At 33.3% G+C, this 16,425-nt stretch carries 17 protein-coding genes and 1 tRNA gene; 3 read left to right on the forward strand and 15 right to left on the reverse strand.

What is annotated here, in order from left to right; all coding sequences use genetic code 11:
• Positions 1–38: 38 nt before the first annotated feature.
• The 8 genes from BUE95_RS02340 to ruvC form a co-directional block, all read right to left on the reverse strand.
• Positions 39–530 (reverse strand): hypothetical protein, encoded by a 492-nt coding sequence (locus BUE95_RS02340; RefSeq protein ID WP_073581052.1) that lies wholly within the window; start codon positions 528–530, stop codon positions 39–41.
• 46 nt (positions 531–576) lie between these two features.
• Positions 577–948, reverse strand: coding sequence for an MmcQ/YjbR family DNA-binding protein (locus BUE95_RS02345; RefSeq protein WP_073581054.1), 372 nt, complete (start codon positions 946–948; stop codon positions 577–579).
• A gap of 53 nt (positions 949–1,001) precedes the next feature.
• On the reverse strand, positions 1,002–1,373 hold the full coding sequence (locus BUE95_RS02350) for a four helix bundle protein (protein WP_073581056.1): 372 nt from the start codon (positions 1,371–1,373) through the stop codon (positions 1,002–1,004).
• A 50-nt stretch (positions 1,374–1,423) separates the two neighbouring features.
• A complete protein-coding gene (locus BUE95_RS02355) occupies positions 1,424–2,179 on the reverse strand; it encodes a cyclase family protein (RefSeq protein WP_073581058.1) in 756 nt (251 codons plus the stop codon).
• A gap of 78 nt (positions 2,180–2,257) precedes the next feature.
• The gene (locus tag BUE95_RS02360) at positions 2,258–2,635 is read right to left on the reverse strand and encodes a GxxExxY protein (protein ID WP_073581060.1); all 378 of its coding nucleotides are present in this window, start codon (positions 2,633–2,635) and stop codon (positions 2,258–2,260) included.
• 74 nt (positions 2,636–2,709) lie between these two features.
• Positions 2,710–3,843, reverse strand: a complete 1,134-nt coding sequence (gene hemW / locus BUE95_RS02365; RefSeq protein WP_073581062.1) for a radical SAM family heme chaperone HemW — start codon at positions 3,841–3,843, stop codon at positions 2,710–2,712.
• A 51-nt stretch (positions 3,844–3,894) separates the two neighbouring features.
• The gene (locus tag BUE95_RS02370) at positions 3,895–4,269 is read right to left on the reverse strand and encodes a four helix bundle protein (protein WP_073581064.1); all 375 of its coding nucleotides are present in this window, start codon (positions 4,267–4,269) and stop codon (positions 3,895–3,897) included.
• 52 nt (positions 4,270–4,321) lie between these two features.
• Positions 4,322–4,876 (reverse strand): crossover junction endodeoxyribonuclease RuvC, encoded by a 555-nt coding sequence (gene ruvC / locus BUE95_RS02375; RefSeq protein WP_073581066.1) that lies wholly within the window; start codon positions 4,874–4,876, stop codon positions 4,322–4,324.
• Positions 4,877–4,930: 54 nt separating this feature from the next.
• On the opposite strand from ruvC, the gene BUE95_RS02380 reads away from it, so the two are divergent.
• Positions 4,931–5,860, forward strand: a complete 930-nt coding sequence (locus BUE95_RS02380) for a hypothetical protein (protein WP_073581068.1) — start codon at positions 4,931–4,933, stop codon at positions 5,858–5,860.
• A 169-nt stretch (positions 5,861–6,029) separates the two neighbouring features.
• Positions 6,030–7,139 carry a glycosyltransferase family 2 protein gene (locus tag BUE95_RS02385; RefSeq protein WP_073581070.1) on the forward strand — a complete coding sequence of 370 codons (1,110 nt, stop codon included), beginning with the start codon at positions 6,030–6,032 and terminating at the stop codon, positions 7,137–7,139.
• Between the two features lie 168 nt (positions 7,140–7,307).
• Here BUE95_RS02385 and BUE95_RS02390 read toward each other — a convergent pair whose 3' ends face one another.
• Complete coding sequence (locus BUE95_RS02390; RefSeq protein WP_073581072.1) at positions 7,308–7,787, reverse strand: hypothetical protein; 480 nt, start codon at positions 7,785–7,787, stop codon at positions 7,308–7,310.
• 65 nt (positions 7,788–7,852) lie between these two features.
• On the opposite strand from BUE95_RS02390, the gene BUE95_RS02395 reads away from it, so the two are divergent.
• Positions 7,853–8,350 carry a DUF456 domain-containing protein gene (locus tag BUE95_RS02395; protein WP_073581074.1) on the forward strand — a complete coding sequence of 166 codons (498 nt, stop codon included), beginning with the start codon at positions 7,853–7,855 and terminating at the stop codon, positions 8,348–8,350.
• A 66-nt stretch (positions 8,351–8,416) separates the two neighbouring features.
• Here the strand turns inward: BUE95_RS02395 and BUE95_RS02400 are convergent, their stop codons facing one another.
• The 6 genes from BUE95_RS02400 to BUE95_RS02425 all read right to left on the reverse strand — a co-directional run bounded on the left by BUE95_RS02400 (position 8,417) and on the right by BUE95_RS02425 (position 16,293).
• The gene (locus BUE95_RS02400; RefSeq protein WP_073581076.1) at positions 8,417–9,043 is read right to left on the reverse strand and encodes a hypothetical protein; all 627 of its coding nucleotides are present in this window, start codon (positions 9,041–9,043) and stop codon (positions 8,417–8,419) included.
• A gap of 218 nt (positions 9,044–9,261) precedes the next feature.
• Positions 9,262–9,338 (reverse strand) — tRNA-Asp (locus BUE95_RS02405).
• 86 nt (positions 9,339–9,424) lie between these two features.
• Positions 9,425–10,363: a DUF58 domain-containing protein gene (locus tag BUE95_RS02410; protein ID WP_073581078.1), complete on the reverse strand. Its 939-nt coding sequence runs from the start codon at positions 10,361–10,363 to the stop codon at positions 9,425–9,427.
• A gap of 109 nt (positions 10,364–10,472) precedes the next feature.
• A complete protein-coding gene (gene trxA / locus BUE95_RS02415) occupies positions 10,473–10,790 on the reverse strand; it encodes a thioredoxin (protein ID WP_073581080.1) in 318 nt (105 codons plus the stop codon).
• A gap of 114 nt (positions 10,791–10,904) precedes the next feature.
• Positions 10,905–15,431, reverse strand: coding sequence for a DNA polymerase III subunit alpha (gene dnaE, locus BUE95_RS02420; RefSeq protein WP_073581082.1), 4,527 nt, complete (start codon positions 15,429–15,431; stop codon positions 10,905–10,907).
• A gap of 151 nt (positions 15,432–15,582) precedes the next feature.
• The gene (locus tag BUE95_RS02425) at positions 15,583–16,293 is read right to left on the reverse strand and encodes a DUF6252 domain-containing protein (protein ID WP_073581084.1); all 711 of its coding nucleotides are present in this window, start codon (positions 16,291–16,293) and stop codon (positions 15,583–15,585) included.
• Between the last annotated feature and the right edge of the window lie 132 nt (positions 16,294–16,425).

Below are 16,425 nucleotides of genomic sequence, written 5' to 3' on the forward strand. Positions count from 1 at the left end.
TTTCTGTTTTAATTTTAAAATTGCTAAAATAACTTAGATTAAATCTTATTTATTATTTCAACTTCGTATTTCATTTTAAGTTTCTCGCTTATTTCTAATGCTAATTTTTCATCTTCAGTAAAATAAAGTGTTGTAGGTTTACCATTTTCAGGAAATAAATTTATTAAAATTGCCTTTTCTGAAATTCTTACAGAAGCTGTTGAACTTATTCCAATTCCTCCAAATTTAGTTGAAATATTACTTCTAAAAACAGAAATAGACTCCATTTTTGGGAAATTCTTCCAATCACCTATTTTCAAACCTAAAATCGAAAAAACATTTCTATATTGATTATTTTTTAAATCTAACTCTATTCCGTTATTGGATAATATTACAAAACCTCCAATTATCAAAGCTATCCAAACTAACACGAAAGCAGGTCCAAAAGTAACATTAAAAAAAAGCAATAGAAACAATCCTGAAATCCAAAGTAAATTTCCAAGTATTAAACTTTTTAAAGATGTTTTTTCAAGATAAAGAAACTTTTCCACTTACAAAATTACTTTTTTGGGTTAATTCTCATTACAAAAGTAATGCCTAATTTTCTAATTCTTGAATTTCTTCTTTTACTTTTTTTGTTAAACTTGAAAAAACCAATTCATATGAATGATTGATGAGATGAAGTACTTTTTTATCAGGAACATCTTCGTTAATTTTTACGGTATTCCAATGTACTTTGCTCATGTGATAGCCTGGGAGAATACCGTCATATTTCTCACGTAATTCTACCGCTACATCAGGATTACATTTTAAATTTAACGATGGTGTTCCTTTTTCCCATTCGGACAATGAGGTTAGGCAAAACATTTTTCCTCCTACTTTAAACACCAACGTATCTTCATCAAACGGAAAATGTTCGGTAACGCCTTTTTTAGATAAGCAGAATTCGTATAGTTGTTGAATATCCATAATTAATAGTTGGGAGTAAGGAGTTTTTAGTTGGGAGTTTTATATCGTTTAATTTATATTTTACTTGAACCGAATTTATCGGGATTATTCATCATATAATAAATTAATTTACCAACTTCAGTATTCAGCGCAGTGAGTTCGTTGTATTTTATCTCTTCCAAATAGCCACATGCTAATGAAAAATCTAACCACACTTGAGTTTCAGAATTTTCTGCTTCAGCATCAGTAAGTTTACTCAAGAAATTTTTTGGATAAACTCTTTTTCTATATGATTCTGTAATTGTTACTGTTACACTTCTGGAACTTCTTCTAATTTGATCTGTTAAAGAATACTTTTCTTCTTTTGGAAAAGCCTTAGACACATCAAAAATCATCATAGCTAAGGCGAATGATTTTTTATAAGCTAATAAATCTTCATAATCCATATCACAATTTTAAAAAATAATTACTCTATAATCTCCAAACTAAAAACTCCCTACTCCAAACTGTACAAAACTGGTTTCGATGGCGAAGCATCATTCTCAAACGAAGCGAATTGCAAATTCAATAGATAACTGCCATCTTGAATTTCTTCATAAACGTAAATCATTTCAGTAATCGTACAATTAAATCGAGCATCATCATTTACTTGGTTTATGTCTTTTACGTTCCAAAATGCTCTATGAGCTAATAATTTTCCTTCGTCGTGTTCTTTGTCAACACTTGGTAAATCTATAAGTAAATGTTGAATTCCTTTTTCTCTAATAAAAATCGCAGCAGCTTCTTCTAAATATGGTGGATTGGTATTGGAATAATTCAAATGTTTTTTACTTTCTGGATTTGGTAAAGTTCGTATGATAATGGCTTCTGGCGAATTTTCTCCTATTGCAAATTCAATTTGTTCTTTCGTTATAACTAAATCCTCTCCAACTACTTTTGGCTCCACCGAAATCAATTCCGCTGTAAAGAAAAACTGTTTCAAGCATTGATTTATTGAGTAAAAATCGCGGGTAATATGTCCCAAACATTCCGTGTGCGTACCATGAGCGTGCGGATTAAAGAAAATATTATTGAAATTTGTAGATGATTTCCCTTCCGAAACTTTTCCTGTCCAATCGCCCATTTTTACAGGTTCAATTTCAGGCGCATTCTGATACCAAGCAATTGGGTTTTGTTCATTATTGGTTAATGGGATGGAAATATCAATAGGTTTTGATAAGTCGATTTGTATGTTGTTGATGGTTGCTTTCATATTAATTAACCGCAAAGAACGCAAGGGTTTACGCAAGGTTCGCTAAGTTTATTTGTTATTGTTTAAGTTCGCAAAGAATTAGAGATTATTTACAACTCTTTTTACTCCATTTTTGATTAGAGAAACATTGAAATTTATTAGTAACCCTAACTTGCAATTTGTTAATTTTAAATAAGTCAATAATTGAGCGAAATGAACATCATTTAATGCTTCTACCGATTTAATTTCAATTATTAATTTGTTTTCAACTATTATATCAATTCTGTAACCGACATCGAGTTTTACTTCTTCGTAAATTAAGGGTAAAGGTTTTTGTTTTTCAACTCTTAGACCTATCTTCTTTAATTCGTAAAATAGACATTCCTCGTAAGCGCTTTCCAGTAAACCTGGACCCAAACTTTGATGTACTTTCAAAGCACAATCAAATACAATTCTTGATAATTCGTTTTCTGTCATAATTATTTATTTTGGCGTGTATAATTTAAATTGTTGCGTGCTTTGCGAAAAACTTTGCGGTCTTTGCGGTTAAACTACTCCAAATTTAATAAAAATAAGTCGGAAGCTATTCCATCACTCAAAAACTTTCCTTTTTTTGTAGTTCGCAAGATATTTTCATCTACAAACAACAAATGGTCATCTATAAATTTTACTGCTTGTTTGTTCAAATATTCCAAATAGGTTTTCCCAAATTCTTGTTCGATTCGTTCTAATGAAACACCCCAAATTGTTCTTAAACCTGTCATAATATATTCGTTATAACGATCTGTTTGGGTTAAAGTTTCAATTTCTATTGGTAATTTATTTTCTTGAATGGATTTAATATAAAGCGAATTATTCAAAACATTCCAACCTCTATTTTTTCCGTCATAACTATGTGCTGACGGACCAATTCCGATGTATTTTTTACCTAACCAATAACTCGAATTGTTTTTTGAAAAAAAGTTTTCTTTTCCAAAATTCGATAATTCGTAATGTATGAATCCGTTTTCCGAAAGTTTATCAACCAAAATTTGAAAATGCTCTTGTGCGACTTCGTCATCAGGTTGTGGGATAATTCCTTTTTGAATGAACGAATGCAACGCGGTTTTAGGCTCAACTGTTAAGGCATAACTTGAAATATGCGGCACACCAAAAGACAGAGCGGTTTCAATATTTTTCAACCATTTTTCGTTGCTCATTTCAGGAACTCCGTAGATCAAATCGATAGAAATATTATCAAAATACTGTGTGGCGATTTCCAAACATTTTTTAGCTTCTTCCACATTGTGCGCACGATTCATCATCTTCAAATCGTCTTCAAAAAACGATTGAATTCCGATGGATAAGCGGTTGACTTTATTTTTTGATAATTCTATTATTCGCGTTTCAGTTAAATCATCTGGATTGGCTTCTACAGTAATTTCTGGATTTTCGACTACTTTGTAGTTAAGATACACTTCATCAATCAAAAATTTCAAATCTTCAATCGAAAGTATCGAAGGCGTTCCACCACCAAAATAAATCGTTTCCACAATCTCATCTTGAAACTCGCTTTTTCGCAATTGAATTTCTTTAGCCAATGCCAAAACCATTTCATCTTTCTTCTTCAAATTAGTAGAAAAATGAAAATCACAATAGTGACATGCTTGTTTGCAAAAAGGGATATGGATGTAGATTCCGCTCATTTTAAGTGCTCAGTGTTCAGTTTTTAGTGTTCTGTCTAAATGCTGAAATATTTAGTTTTCAGATTTTGAACCGAATTTTCCGGGATTTAAAATCATGTAATTTATTAATCTTCCAACCTCTATTGATTTTTCAGTCAAATAGTCAAATGTCTCTTGAGTAATATATTTACAAGCTAAAGCATACTCTAACCAACCTTGTGTTTCAGAGTTTTCAGCATCAGCATCTGTTAATTTACTATGAAAATATTTTGGGTATTCCCTTTTTCGATAGGCTTCTGCAATCGTAATTGTTACACTTCTTGAACTTCTTCTAATTTGATCTGTTAAAGAATATGTTTCTTCTTTTGGAAAACTTTTTGATACTTCAAAAAGTTCCATTGCAACTTCAAATCCTTTCTTATAAGCTAATAAATCTTGAAATCTCATATATTTTTTTAATACAATTTAAAACTGAATACTAAAAACTGAACACTGAGCACTATTTTTTAACTCTCAACTCATTCTGTTTCACAAAAGCATCCCAACCTGAGTAACTTTTTCCTACTTCCACTCTTCCCGAATTGAAAAAATGACAAACCGCTGCTGCCAAACCATCAGTGGAATCGAGGTTTTTTGGCAATTCTTTTAAACCTAATAATTGTTGGAGCATTTTAGCAACTTGTTCTTTACTGGCGTTTCCGTTTCCGGTAATCGCCATTTTAATTTTTTTAGGCTCGTATTCTGTAATGGGAATATCTCTCGAAAGTCCGGCTGCCATGGCAACTCCTTGCGCTCTTCCTAATTTCAGCATCGACTGTACGTTTTTTCCAAAGAAAGGTGCTTCAATCGCAATTTCATCTGGATTGTGTGTGTCGATTAATTCAATAGTACGCTCAAAAATGACTTTTAATTTTTGATAATGATTGTCGTATTTGGATAAAATAAGCTCGTTCAACTGTAGAAATTCCATTTTCTTGTTGACTACTTTGATTAATCCAAAACCCATAATCGTGGTTCCTGGGTCGATTCCTAATATGATGCGCTCGTTTGCCAATTATTTTGTTTCAAGTTTCAAGTTTCAAGTTCAAAGTTTTTGTTTCTTTGCAACATGATTTCAATTCCTCACAAAGCTAAGCAATTACTTGTTTTTACCATCAAACTTTTGATTGTAATTGGTGCGTTTTATTTTATTTATGACCAAATTGCCAATAACTCAAAGTTAGAATGGAGTAAATTCCAAACTTTGGTTTTAGAAAAAACTTCTGCAACAACCATCATTTTCATTTTATTGTTTAGTGTTGCGAATCGTTATTTTGAAATTTTAAAATGGCAGAACTTAGTCACTTTTATCAAGCCGATTTCGGTTGGCGAAGCAAGCAAACATGTTTTAGGTGCTTTAACTGCTGGAATTTACACTCCAAATGGCTTGGGAGAATACGCTGGAAAAGCCATGTTTTTCAAAAAAGAACAAACCAAAAAAGTGGTGTTTTTAAACTTGATTTGTAACGGAATCCAAATGATTTTGACCATTATTTTCGGAATTCTTGGATTGTTTTTAATTGGTTATTGGAAATGGGCTTTAGCGATTATTGGAATTGCCGTTGTCTTATTTTTAATTGCTGTTCTTTCGAAAAACATTACAATTAAAGGTTATTCCATTCAAAAATTACTTCATAAAATCAACGAAATTCCAAAGAAGATTCATCGAAAAAATATTTTATTGGGAGTTTGTCGTTACTTGGTTTTTTCGCATCAGTATTATGTTTTGTTTTTGGTTTTTGATGTCGATTTACCTTATTTAACATTGATTAGCTCGATTGCTGCTGTTTACTTTTTAGCTTCTTCGTTACCGAGTTTTCAATTTTTAGATTTCGCAGTAAAAGGAAGTGTCGCAATGTTTTTCTTTGGAAAATATGGCATTAACGAATGGATTGTGATTTTCATTAGTACGTTGATGTGGTTTTTAAACGTAGTTTTACCTGTGGTAATTGGAAGTTATTATGTGATGCGATTTAAGTTGAATGACAAAAAAGCATGAGCGATTTCTTTGTGTAAAAACGAAGTTTTCTTTGTCTTCTCAATATTTTTTCCCACTTTTACTATATTTCTAGGTGTTTTAAAATTTAACACATAGTCACAATAGATTTTGACTGTGTTGATTTTAGGCGTTTCACTAAACATAACTCACATAGAACTAATTTTTAATTATGCTGGAATTGATTCTTGGAACCGTTTTTCTAATTTACATCCTGTTCATTGGGCAACTGATTTATGGATTTAATCGCATGAAACGCTTTTCGAGAAAGGAATTCACTCCAAAAACCTCCTTTACCATTGTGGTTCCATTTCGAAATGAAAAAGAGAATCTTCCGAATTTATTGCATTCGATTTCTTTGTTGCATTATCCGAAAGAATTGGTAGAAGTGATTTTGGTTGATGATGATTCCAATGATAGTTGGAAGATGGAAGATGGAAGATGGAAGTTTGAAATTCGATTAATTAAGAACGAAAGAAAATCAAATTCACCCAAGAAAGATGCCATTGAAACCGCGATTCAAGTTGCCAAAAACGATTGGATTATAACTACCGATGCCGATTGTTTAGTTCAGAAAAACTGGTTAACGACTTTCGATCAATATATTCAGGAAAATGAAGTGGAAATGGTAGCTTCTGGTGTTTGTTATGTTCCAAAAAGTGGCTTTTTATCGGCTTTTCAGAATTTAGATTTCTCGAGTTTACAAGGCGCTACAATTGGAAGTTTTGGAATCGAAAAACCTTTTATGTGTAATGGTGCTAATTTTGCTTATTCCAAACAATTTTTCAAAGAATTAAATGGTTTTGTAGGAAATGAAACCATTGCCAGTGGTGATGATGTTTTTCTTCTTCAGAAAGCAGTTTCGGTTGCTCCAAAAAAAGTTGGCTTTTTAATGGCTAAAGAAAGTATTGTCACAACAAAACCAGTTGAAACTTGGACTGAATTATTTCAACAACGGGTTCGTTGGGCTTCAAAGAGTACAAGTTATGTTTCAGTTTATGGAACGTTATTAGCTTTAGTAGTTTTTGGCGGTAATTTAGCTTGGATAATAAGTTTCTTGATCTGGCTGTTAGAAACTTTAGATCCAAACAGCTTCATGCTTTTTTTGGGTTTAAAATTCCTAATCGATTTCATCTTGATTTACAAGACGGCAAGTTTCTTTGAATCGAAATTACAATATATACTGGCGAGTAGTCTGTTGTATCCTTTTTTTAGTGTTTCTGTGGCAGTGTATTCTTTGTTTTGGAAATACAATTGGAAAGGGAGAAATTTTAGGAAATAATTTTAAACTCGAATTTCACGAATTAGCATGAATTGTTTTTAACACAAAAGTCATGTGAGTTTTTTGAAGTAGACATTTTTTCCGAATTAAGTTCATATAAGATTTTAAAAATTATTGAAATTTCTTAAATCTGTGTTCCTAATTTGAACTTGATTTTGACCTTGTTTACTACTCCATTTTAATAATCACTGGAAGCACAAATTGCGATTTTACTTTTATACCTCTCTTAATCGCTGGTTCTACCTTAGGAAAATCAGCTAATCTAGAGGTTAGAATGCTATCAATTTTTCTTTTTTCAACTGTTGGAATACTATCGTTCAAATATTGGGTTTCAAATTGTAAGCTAGAATCAGGATTGATGGTAACTTTCACATTTATAGTATCAATTTCTGGATATTCAAAACGAAATGTATCCAGTCCAATCCGCTCTTGAATGGTTTGTGCTATGTAATCGAAGAAACATTGTCTTTTTATTTCTGCATTTTTTAGGGTATCGCATTGCAAAACGGATGGAAATTCATCCACTTCTTCCCAATTGATTTTTTTCAATTCTTGTTCCAATAATTCTTTCTCATCAGGCACTTGTTTATCCAAGTACTGACAAGAAACAAAAGAAAATAAAAGAAATAAAGCCCAAAATAATCTCATTATTCGAATTTTAATGCATCGTATAAAACAAAGTTATAAATTTGTTAGACAATAACTAAAATCTTATGGAATACTTTTTATTGATTCTGGGCTTACTTTTAATGGCAGTGGGGATTATAGGTAGTTTATTACCCGCTTTGCCTGGCCCGCCTATTAGTTGGGTTGGGATTTTACTGCTTTATTTTTGTCCAGGAATCGAAACGAATTATTGGTTACTTGGAATTACTTTAATAATTGCCGTTGTGATTGGGATTTTAGATTATGTGATTCCAGCACAAGGCACCAAGTATTTCGGGGGTAGCAAATATGGAATTTGGGGAACAAATATTGGGTTAGTCATTGGTTTATTCTTCCCTCCTTTCGGGTTTTTAATTGGTCCATTCTTAGGAGCTTTAATAGGAGAACTCATATACAACTCAAACGAAGGAAAACGTGCTTTTAAAGCCGCTACAGGTTCGTTCTTAGGTTTTCTAGCAGGAACGTTTATTAAGTTTTTAGTGAGCTTGCTTTTCTTAGGAGTATTTATAGTTGTGTTTTGGCAAAATAGAGCTATTTGGTTTTAAATCAAAAAAGCTTTGCATTACGCAAAGCTTTTAAGGGTTCAACCATTAAAACCTAAAACAAACTAATTAAAAATTTATAATATAGGAAAATTTAATCAAATTAGTACCTACTAACTTTTGATTATTATTTTCTTTTTCGTTTCTAGTAATATCCGCCATGGCTTCATAGAAAATACCAAAATTCATATATTTTGAGAAGGAAAAATCTAACCCCATTTCAAAAGAAGAACCTAAATTCCAACCTAAATTTTTATTCGAATTTGAGGTGTTTACCGTTTCGATTTTAGATTGATACAGATGATTTGCATTCACTCCTAATCCAAACAACAAATTAATCGTAGAATCATTAATAGCATTGTTTGATAATGAGGTAACATAAAAATATTTTAATGGGATTTGTAGGTATGAATTTTTGAGACTTGCTGTCTCACCTGATGCTGTAAAATTAGAATTAAATTCAGCAATTGTTATCCCAGATTTAAAAATCGAATACTGATTTAAACGGTACACAACTAAGAAATCACCAGCACTGAAGTTTCCATTCAAATCAACAGCTTCTTTTACATCTAATTTTGATGAACCAAATTTAGCTGTAACCTCAAAACCAAACTTAGTTTGATTTTTATCATTAGTTTCCTGAGCAAAAATTGAAATTAAAAAAAACAAGAAGAAGACTGTGATTAGATTTTTCATATTTGTTTAATTTTTTTATAAAATTATGAAACAAAAAATGAAAATAAAATAAACAGGTGTTAAAGTTTAAAAATCAAAAAAGCCCTGCATCAAATGCAAAGCTTTTCATTGGTCTAACTACTAAACCTTTTGGTACTTTCGTACCTAAACAACACAACTATTTTAAATATTGTAAGAGGGCAAAAAAGCCTTTCTTTTACGAAAGGCTTCCTCTGTACTGGCGGTCTGGACGGGACTCGAACCCGCGACCCCATGCGTGACAGGCATGTATTCTAACCAACTGAACTACCAAACCAGTGCTTGATTGCGAGTGCAAATATACTACACTTTTTCATTCCTGCAAATATTTTTGCAAAAAAAAGTAAACTTTTTTTAGTGTTTTTAGCCAAACTTTTGTTTTTCAACCAAATACGTCAGTAAAATTTTTTCGAAATTTTCCTTCATCGAAACAGGTACATAGCGAATCTGATACTGCATACACGTTGCTTCTATTGTTTTAAAATAATCTTGCACCACTTTTTGATACAATTCTTGTGTGTTCTCGGCAAATAAATTGATTTCCTCTCCCGTTTCTACATCAATAAATTTACGAGGTGCGTTATCAAAATTGAAATTTAACTCCGTTTTTTCATCATAAACATGAAAAACTACCACTTTATGTTTGTTGTGTTTTAAATGTTGGAGGGCTTTGAAAATTTTATCGTTATCTTCTTCCGATCCTTCAGAATGGAACATATCCGTAAATAAAATCACCATAGAGCGACGGTGAATATTCTCCGCAATTTGATGCAAAAAAGTTACGGTGTCAGTTTTTCGATTGGCTTTGTTTTGAGATAAGACTTCTTCCAGCTTATTTAAAATCATACGATGATGCCGCTCGCTCCCTTTTTCTGGCGAATAATACTCATACGTATCTGAATAAACACTCAACCCAACTGCATCGCGTTGCTTTTTAAGCAAATTCATCAAAACTGCAGCAGCTAACACTGAAAAACCAATTTTATTCTCATAAAACGGCTGATTTTCCTTTAATTTCGGATAATGCATCGAAGACGAATTGTCTAAAATCAAATGACAACGTAAATTAGTTTCCTCCTCGTAGCGTTTGGTGTATAATCTATCGGTTTTGGCATATAATTTCCAATCGATATGTTTCGTACTTTCTCCTGGATTGTATATTTTATGTTCAGCAAACTCAGCCGAAAATCCATGGAAAGGGGATTTGTGCATGCCCGAGATAAAACCTTCCACGATTTGATTGGCCAAAAGTTCTAAATGTTCAAAACTGGAAATTTTTTCTATTTGCGGTTCTAGATTCATATCGTAAAGATAGAAAAAGATTTTATTTTTTGACCAAAGGATATGGGCGAAAGGTCATAGGCAAAAAAAAGCCCAACTTTCGTTGAGCCTTGAATTTCTTTTTCAAACATTATAACAATGCGTCAATTGCATCAGTGTATGTTTTCTTTGGAGCAACACCAACTTGTCTTCCAACAACTTCTCCGTTTTGGAATACTAATACCGTTGGGATATTTCTTACACCGTATTTCGCAGCAAATTCTTGGTTTGCGTCAACATCTACTTTTCCTACTACTGCTTTTCCCTCGTACTCAGTAGAAATTTCGTCGATTACTGGACCAACCATTCTACATGGGCCACACCAAGCTGCCCAAAAATCTACTACTACTGGTTTGTCTGATTTTAATACTACTTCATCAAAAGTAGCATCTGTTATTGCTAATGCCATATTATTTCTTTTTAGTTTTATACTTATTTGAATTGCAAATTTAGGAATTAATTATAAACCAAAGTGTATTTTAAAATTAGTTTTGATTATACCTTTATTGCAAGAGCTTATACTTTAATTTAATTTGAAATTAACCTGCATACGTTCTAATTCTTGAAGCAACTCTGACGAAATCTTTACTTTCAATTTTCGACTTGGCATGGAAAGTTTTGTTTTTACAATAATTTCTTCTTTTTCAACAGGAACTTCAATATTCATTTCCATTTCTTCATTTGAATCTTCCGAAATTTCTTCATCTACATCATCTACAGGATTTGAAACTGGTATATCTTCCACAATTCGTTTTATTCGTTCCAATTCCATTACTTCAAAAGTCACTGAATTATCTCCTTTATTTTCAGAAAATATTCGATTTAACTCAGTTATCAAAGGCTCCTTTACATCGTTAATTGGAAACATTAAAATCAATTTTTTAGCAAAAGTTGGCAATACATCAGCCAACATTTTAGCATCTAAAAACTGAATTCTCGGATCGGATTTTTTCCCAGTTTCGCGATTTACCCAACCTTCCTTCACATTAATTTTAAAATAAACAAACTGATTTTGCAATAAGAAATGACGGTATTTTAAATACTCTTCATCAAAAATCCGAAACTCATAACTTTCGTCATAACCTTCTAAAACAAAGGTTGCCCAGCCTTTTCCATTTTTGGCAGTTCGATGTTGTACATTGGTTACAATTCCTCCAAAAGAAAGATTTTTACCCAAATGCTGCTCTAAATTTTTAAGTGATTCCAATTTCGCCGTGCAGAAATATTTCATTTCAAATTTATAATCATCTAATGGATGACCAGAAATGTAAATTCCAACTACTTCTTTTTCTTTGGCTAACTTTTCCATAGTACTCCATTCTTCACATGGTGGCACTTGTGGTTCGGCAATTTGTACTTCCGAAGCATCACCAAACAAACTTACTTGAGATGAATTCTCGTTTTCTTGGAATTTCGATCCATATCGAATCGCTTTTTCCAAAAACGTAATTCCGTCGCCGTCATGATGAAAATATTGCGCTCGATGAGTCTCACCAAAACCATCAAAGCCTCCAGCTAGTGCTAAATTTTCAAATGCTTTTTTGTTAGCAGCACGCAAATCAATTCGTTTGGCCAAATCAAAAATCGATTTATATTTTCCATCCTTTCTATTCTCTACAATGGTTTGAACAGCTCCTGCGCCAACACCCTTAATCGCTCCCATTCCGAAACGAACGGCATAATTTTCGTTAACCGTAAATTTATAGTACGATTCATTCACGTCTGGACCCAAAACAGCTAATCCCATGCGTTTACATTCTTCCATAAAGAACGAAACTTGTTTAATATCATTCATGTTATTGGAAAGCACCGCAGCCATATATTCCGCTGGATAATGCGCTTTCAAATACGCGGTTTGATACGCAATCCAAGCATAACAAGTAGAATGCGATTTGTTGAAGGCATAACTCGCAAACGCTTCCCAATCGGTCCAAATTTTGTCTAATTTTTGTTCGTCGTGACCATTGGCTTTTGCTTGATCAATGAACTTAGATTTCATTTTATCCAAGACATCTTTCTGCTTTTTACCCATCGCTTTACGAAGTACATCGGCATCACCTTTAGAAAAATTCGCTAATTTTTGCGACAAAAGCATCACCTGCTCTTGGTAAACGGTAATTCCGTAAGTTTCTCCTAAATATTCTTCGCAAGCATCTAAATCATAAGTGATAGGCTCTTCTCCGTTTTTTCTACGAACGAAAGAAGGAATGTATTCCAATGGTCCCGGACGATATAATGCATTCATGGCAATTAAATCGGCAAAAACTGTTGGTTTTAAGTCCTTCATGTATTTTTGCATTCCAGGCGATTCGTATTGGAAAACTCCAACCGTTTCACCTCTTTGGAACAACTCGTAAGTTTTAATGTCATCAATTGGAAATTCGTCAGGATTCAAATCGATTCCTAAACGGTATTTTACCAATTTCACTGTGTCTTTAATTAAGGTTAGGGTTTTTAATCCCAAGAAGTCCATCTTCAACAAACCAGCACTTTCCGCTACCGAGTTGTCAAATTGGGTCACATATAAATCCGAATCTTTCGCGGTAGTTACGGGAACGAAATTCGTAATATCATCGGGCGTAATAATCACCCCACAAGCATGAATTCCTGTATTTCGCATGGAACCTTCTAACACTTTTGCTTGTTGAATGGTTTCTCCTGCTAAATCTTCCGAATTGGCAATTTCGATTAATTCTTTTACGCGATCAAATTCTTCCGAACGCAATGCTTTTTTAACTTCGCTTTCATCTTCGGCTAAGAATCTTGCTAAATTCCATTTTGATGGCATCATCCCTGGAATCAATTTGGCAATTCTATCGGCTTCAAAAAGTGGCAAATCCAATACACGAGCGGTATCTCGAATTGCTGATTTCGTAGCCATTTTACCATAGGTAATAATTTGCGCCACCTGATTAGAACCGTATTTATTGATTACATAATCCATAACGCGACCACGACCTTCATCATCGAAGTCAATATCGATATCAGGCATGGAAACACGGTCGGGATTCAGGAAACGCTCAAAAAGCAAGTCGTATTTAATCGGGTCGATATTCGTAATTCCTAAACAATATGCTACAGCCGAACCCGCAGCCGAACCACGACCTGGCCCAACGGAAACATCCATTTTTCTAGCTTCAGCGATGAAATCTTGTACAATTAAGAAATAACCCGGATAACCTGAATTAGAAATCGTTAATAATTCAAAATCTAAACGTTCTTGAATATCTGGTGTGATTTCGCCATAGCGTTTTTTTGCACCTTCCATCGTAAGATGTTTCAAATACGCATTTTCACCACGAACTCCGCCATCTAATTTGTCTTCCTCTACTTCAAATTCGTCTGGAATTTTAAATTTTGGAAGCAATACATCGCGATATAAAGAATACGGTTCTGTTTTATCGATGATTTCTTGAATATTGATAATCGCTTCAGGTAAATCCGCAAAAAGTTGCTTCATTTCGTCACCCGATTTAAAATAATATTCTTGATTTGGTAATCCGTAGCGATAACCACGTCCACGTCCAATAGGAGTCGCTTGTTTTTCACCATCTTTTACACACAATAAAATGTCGTGTGCATTGGCATCTTCCTTATTAACGTAATACGTATTGTTAGTCGCGATTAACTTCACATTATGTTTTTTCGCGAAAGCGATTAAAGTTTGATTAACGCGATTCTCGTCTTCTTGTTTGTGACGCATTAATTCCAAATAGAAATCAGAACCGAATTGTTCCTTCCACCAAATTAAAGCTTCTTCCGCTTGACTTTCCCCGACATTCAAAATTTTACTAGGAATTTCTCCGTATAAATTTCCTGACAATACAATAATATCTTCTTTATATTGCTCCACTACTTTTCTATCGATACGAGGTACATAATAGAAACCGTCAGTATAAGCAATTGAGGACATTTTGGCTAAATTATGATATCCTTTTTTATTTTTTGCCAATAGAACAACTTGATAACCGTTGTCTTTCTTGGTCTTATCTTTATGATCGTCGCAAATATTGAATTCGCAACCAACAATAGGCTTGATTACGGTCTCGGTTGGTGCTTCTCCGCTTTCAACTAATACTGCGTTTTTAGCTTCAGCTGCTTTGTTGTGATTCAAAACAGCACTTACAAAATGAAACGCACCCATCATATTACCGGTATCGGTCATCGCAACCGCAGGCATTTTAAATTTTGCCGAAGCTTTAACCAAGTCACTGACTGCAATAGTCGATTGCAATACCGAAAACTGAGTGTGATTGTGCAAATGCGCAAATACAGCATCCTTTAAATCGGATTTTACTTCATCTGAAATCGTAGTTTGAATCTTTTCTTGCTCGATTTTTTTCAAACGTGCTCTAATTTCATCAGAGGCTTGTTTTAGATTGATATGCTTTAATCCGATAAGTTGTATTTCACCTAGATTTTTTTCCCGGAAGCTTCTAAAATATTCTGGCGTTACATCTAACTCTTCTTTTGTAAAAACTTCTCTTTTGATTAACTCAAGGAAACAACGCGTTGTAGCCTCCACGTCGGCAGTGGCATTGTGTGCTTCAGCGAAAGGTTGGTTGAAAAGATATTGATGTAATTCCGTTAAAGTTGGTAATTTGAATTTTCCACCACGTCCGCCAGGCAACTTCAACAAATTGGCTGTAACTTCTGTACAGGTATCTAAAACAGGCATTTTAGCCATATCCGAACCAATGTTCATACGATGGAATTCACACCCCATAATATTTACATCGAATCCCACATTTTGCCCCACGATGAATTTTGCCTTTGAAAGTGCGATATTGAATTTTTCTAAAACTTCCGATAGGGAGATTCCTTGTTCCATTGCTAATTCCGTAGAAATACCGTGAATTCGTTCCGCATCATATGGAATATTGAACCCTTCGGGCTTTACCAAATAATCTTGATGCTCGATTAAATTCCCCATTTCGTCGTGAAGCTGCCAAGCAATTTGTATACAGCGTGGCCAGTTATCCGTATCTGTAATGGGTGCCGACCAACTACGTGGCAATCCTGTGGTTTCAGTATCGAAAATTAAATACATTTATCTGATAATTAAGGCTCAAGCAAAGTGCAAAAGCAGTTTTTGAATAAAAACAAAATTACATTTAATGTTAATGAATATCAATTTTAGTTATCAACAAAAAAACCACTTGAAAGAATTCAAGTGGCTTAAAATATAATTTCGGATTAGCTTAAAACGAAGTAAGCGGTACTCTGTAAAATATCCCTTCTGAAAAAGTTATAATTTCACCTTCATCATTAACAACATTAAAATTAAAACTTCCTGTGTAAAAACCATTTTCGATTTTCTCTATCACTATCTTACCATTACTTTGCTGCACATTTACCACTTGAACTGCTGCATTATTATTACCTCCAACTAAGTAAACAATATCACCTGATTTATATCCAACTCCTCTTGCAACAATTTCAACTGTACTAACACTTCCATTAGAATTTGTGGTTACTTTCAATCTCAAACCCGATCCCGTACCACTAGTTGTAGTCTGAACTATACTTTCATTTATATAATCCAACCCATTTGATAAAGGATTTGAAACACTGTTTACAGGTCCTAAGACATCCCTAGAATCATAAACTTCATCAATATTATCCTCAGTTTGTGTTTTATCTAGTGTATAGGTAACAAAATTATCTGTATTGGTGGTACCAAAAAGATAGGTCCCCACACTGTTTTGAGCTGTCTTCATAACAATTTCATCATAACCATTAATTGCAGTTATTTCCAACTGACCCAATGAATTAACTGAAACTGTTGTTTGTTTGGACCGCCAAAACATATTATCTTTTTTTGCCTGCAAGGCTGGCGAACTTATTTGAATATCTTCTTCACAAGAAAAAAGAAAAATACTTAAAATTGTGATTAATGCAGCTTTTTTCATCTAATAATGTTTATTTTTTGTGCTCTTTAGAAACAAAAATAACGTTTTTTTCATATTAATTAGGATTTTATTTTATTTTTTTTAAAGTGCATAATTTAAATTAGCAAAGTTTTGTATATTTGCAGCCTTAAA

Origin of the sequence: Flavobacterium cucumis, assembly GCF_900148835.1 — a bacterium.
GTDB lineage: Bacteria > Bacteroidota > Bacteroidia > Flavobacteriales > Flavobacteriaceae > Flavobacterium > Flavobacterium cucumis.

Bases quoted from the DNA above. Each gene is read 5' to 3' on its own strand.
- BUE95_RS02395 (WP_073581074.1), top strand. From the start codon at position 7,853: ATGGAATACTTTTTATTGATTCTGGGCTTACTTTTAATGGCAGTGGGG.
- trxA (WP_073581080.1), bottom strand. From the start codon at position 10,790: ATGGCATTAGCAATAACAGATGCTACTTTTGATGAAGTAGTATTAAAA.
- BUE95_RS02390 (WP_073581072.1), bottom strand. From the start codon at position 7,787: ATGAGATTATTTTGGGCTTTATTTCTTTTATTTTCTTTTGTTTCTTGT.
- BUE95_RS02385 (WP_073581070.1), top strand. From the start codon at position 6,030: ATGCTGGAATTGATTCTTGGAACCGTTTTTCTAATTTACATCCTGTTC.
- BUE95_RS02425 (WP_073581084.1), bottom strand. From the start codon at position 16,293: ATGAAAAAAGCTGCATTAATCACAATTTTAAGTATTTTTCTTTTTTCT.
- BUE95_RS02370 (WP_073581064.1), bottom strand. From the start codon at position 4,269: ATGAGATTTCAAGATTTATTAGCTTATAAGAAAGGATTTGAAGTTGCA.
- BUE95_RS02400 (WP_073581076.1), bottom strand. From the start codon at position 9,043: ATGAAAAATCTAATCACAGTCTTCTTCTTGTTTTTTTTAATTTCAATT.
- BUE95_RS02360 (WP_073581060.1), bottom strand. From the start codon at position 2,635: ATGACAGAAAACGAATTATCAAGAATTGTATTTGATTGTGCTTTGAAA.
- BUE95_RS02345 (WP_073581054.1), bottom strand. From the start codon at position 948: ATGGATATTCAACAACTATACGAATTCTGCTTATCTAAAAAAGGCGTT.
- dnaE (WP_073581082.1), bottom strand. From the start codon at position 15,431: ATGTATTTAATTTTCGATACTGAAACCACAGGATTGCCACGTAGTTGG.
- BUE95_RS02380 (WP_073581068.1), top strand. From the start codon at position 4,931: ATGATTTCAATTCCTCACAAAGCTAAGCAATTACTTGTTTTTACCATC.
- BUE95_RS02355 (WP_073581058.1), bottom strand. From the start codon at position 2,179: ATGAAAGCAACCATCAACAACATACAAATCGACTTATCAAAACCTATT.
- hemW (WP_073581062.1), bottom strand. From the start codon at position 3,843: ATGAGCGGAATCTACATCCATATCCCTTTTTGCAAACAAGCATGTCAC.
- BUE95_RS02410 (WP_073581078.1), bottom strand. From the start codon at position 10,363: ATGAATCTAGAACCGCAAATAGAAAAAATTTCCAGTTTTGAACATTTA.
- BUE95_RS02350 (WP_073581056.1), bottom strand. From the start codon at position 1,373: ATGGATTATGAAGATTTATTAGCTTATAAAAAATCATTCGCCTTAGCT.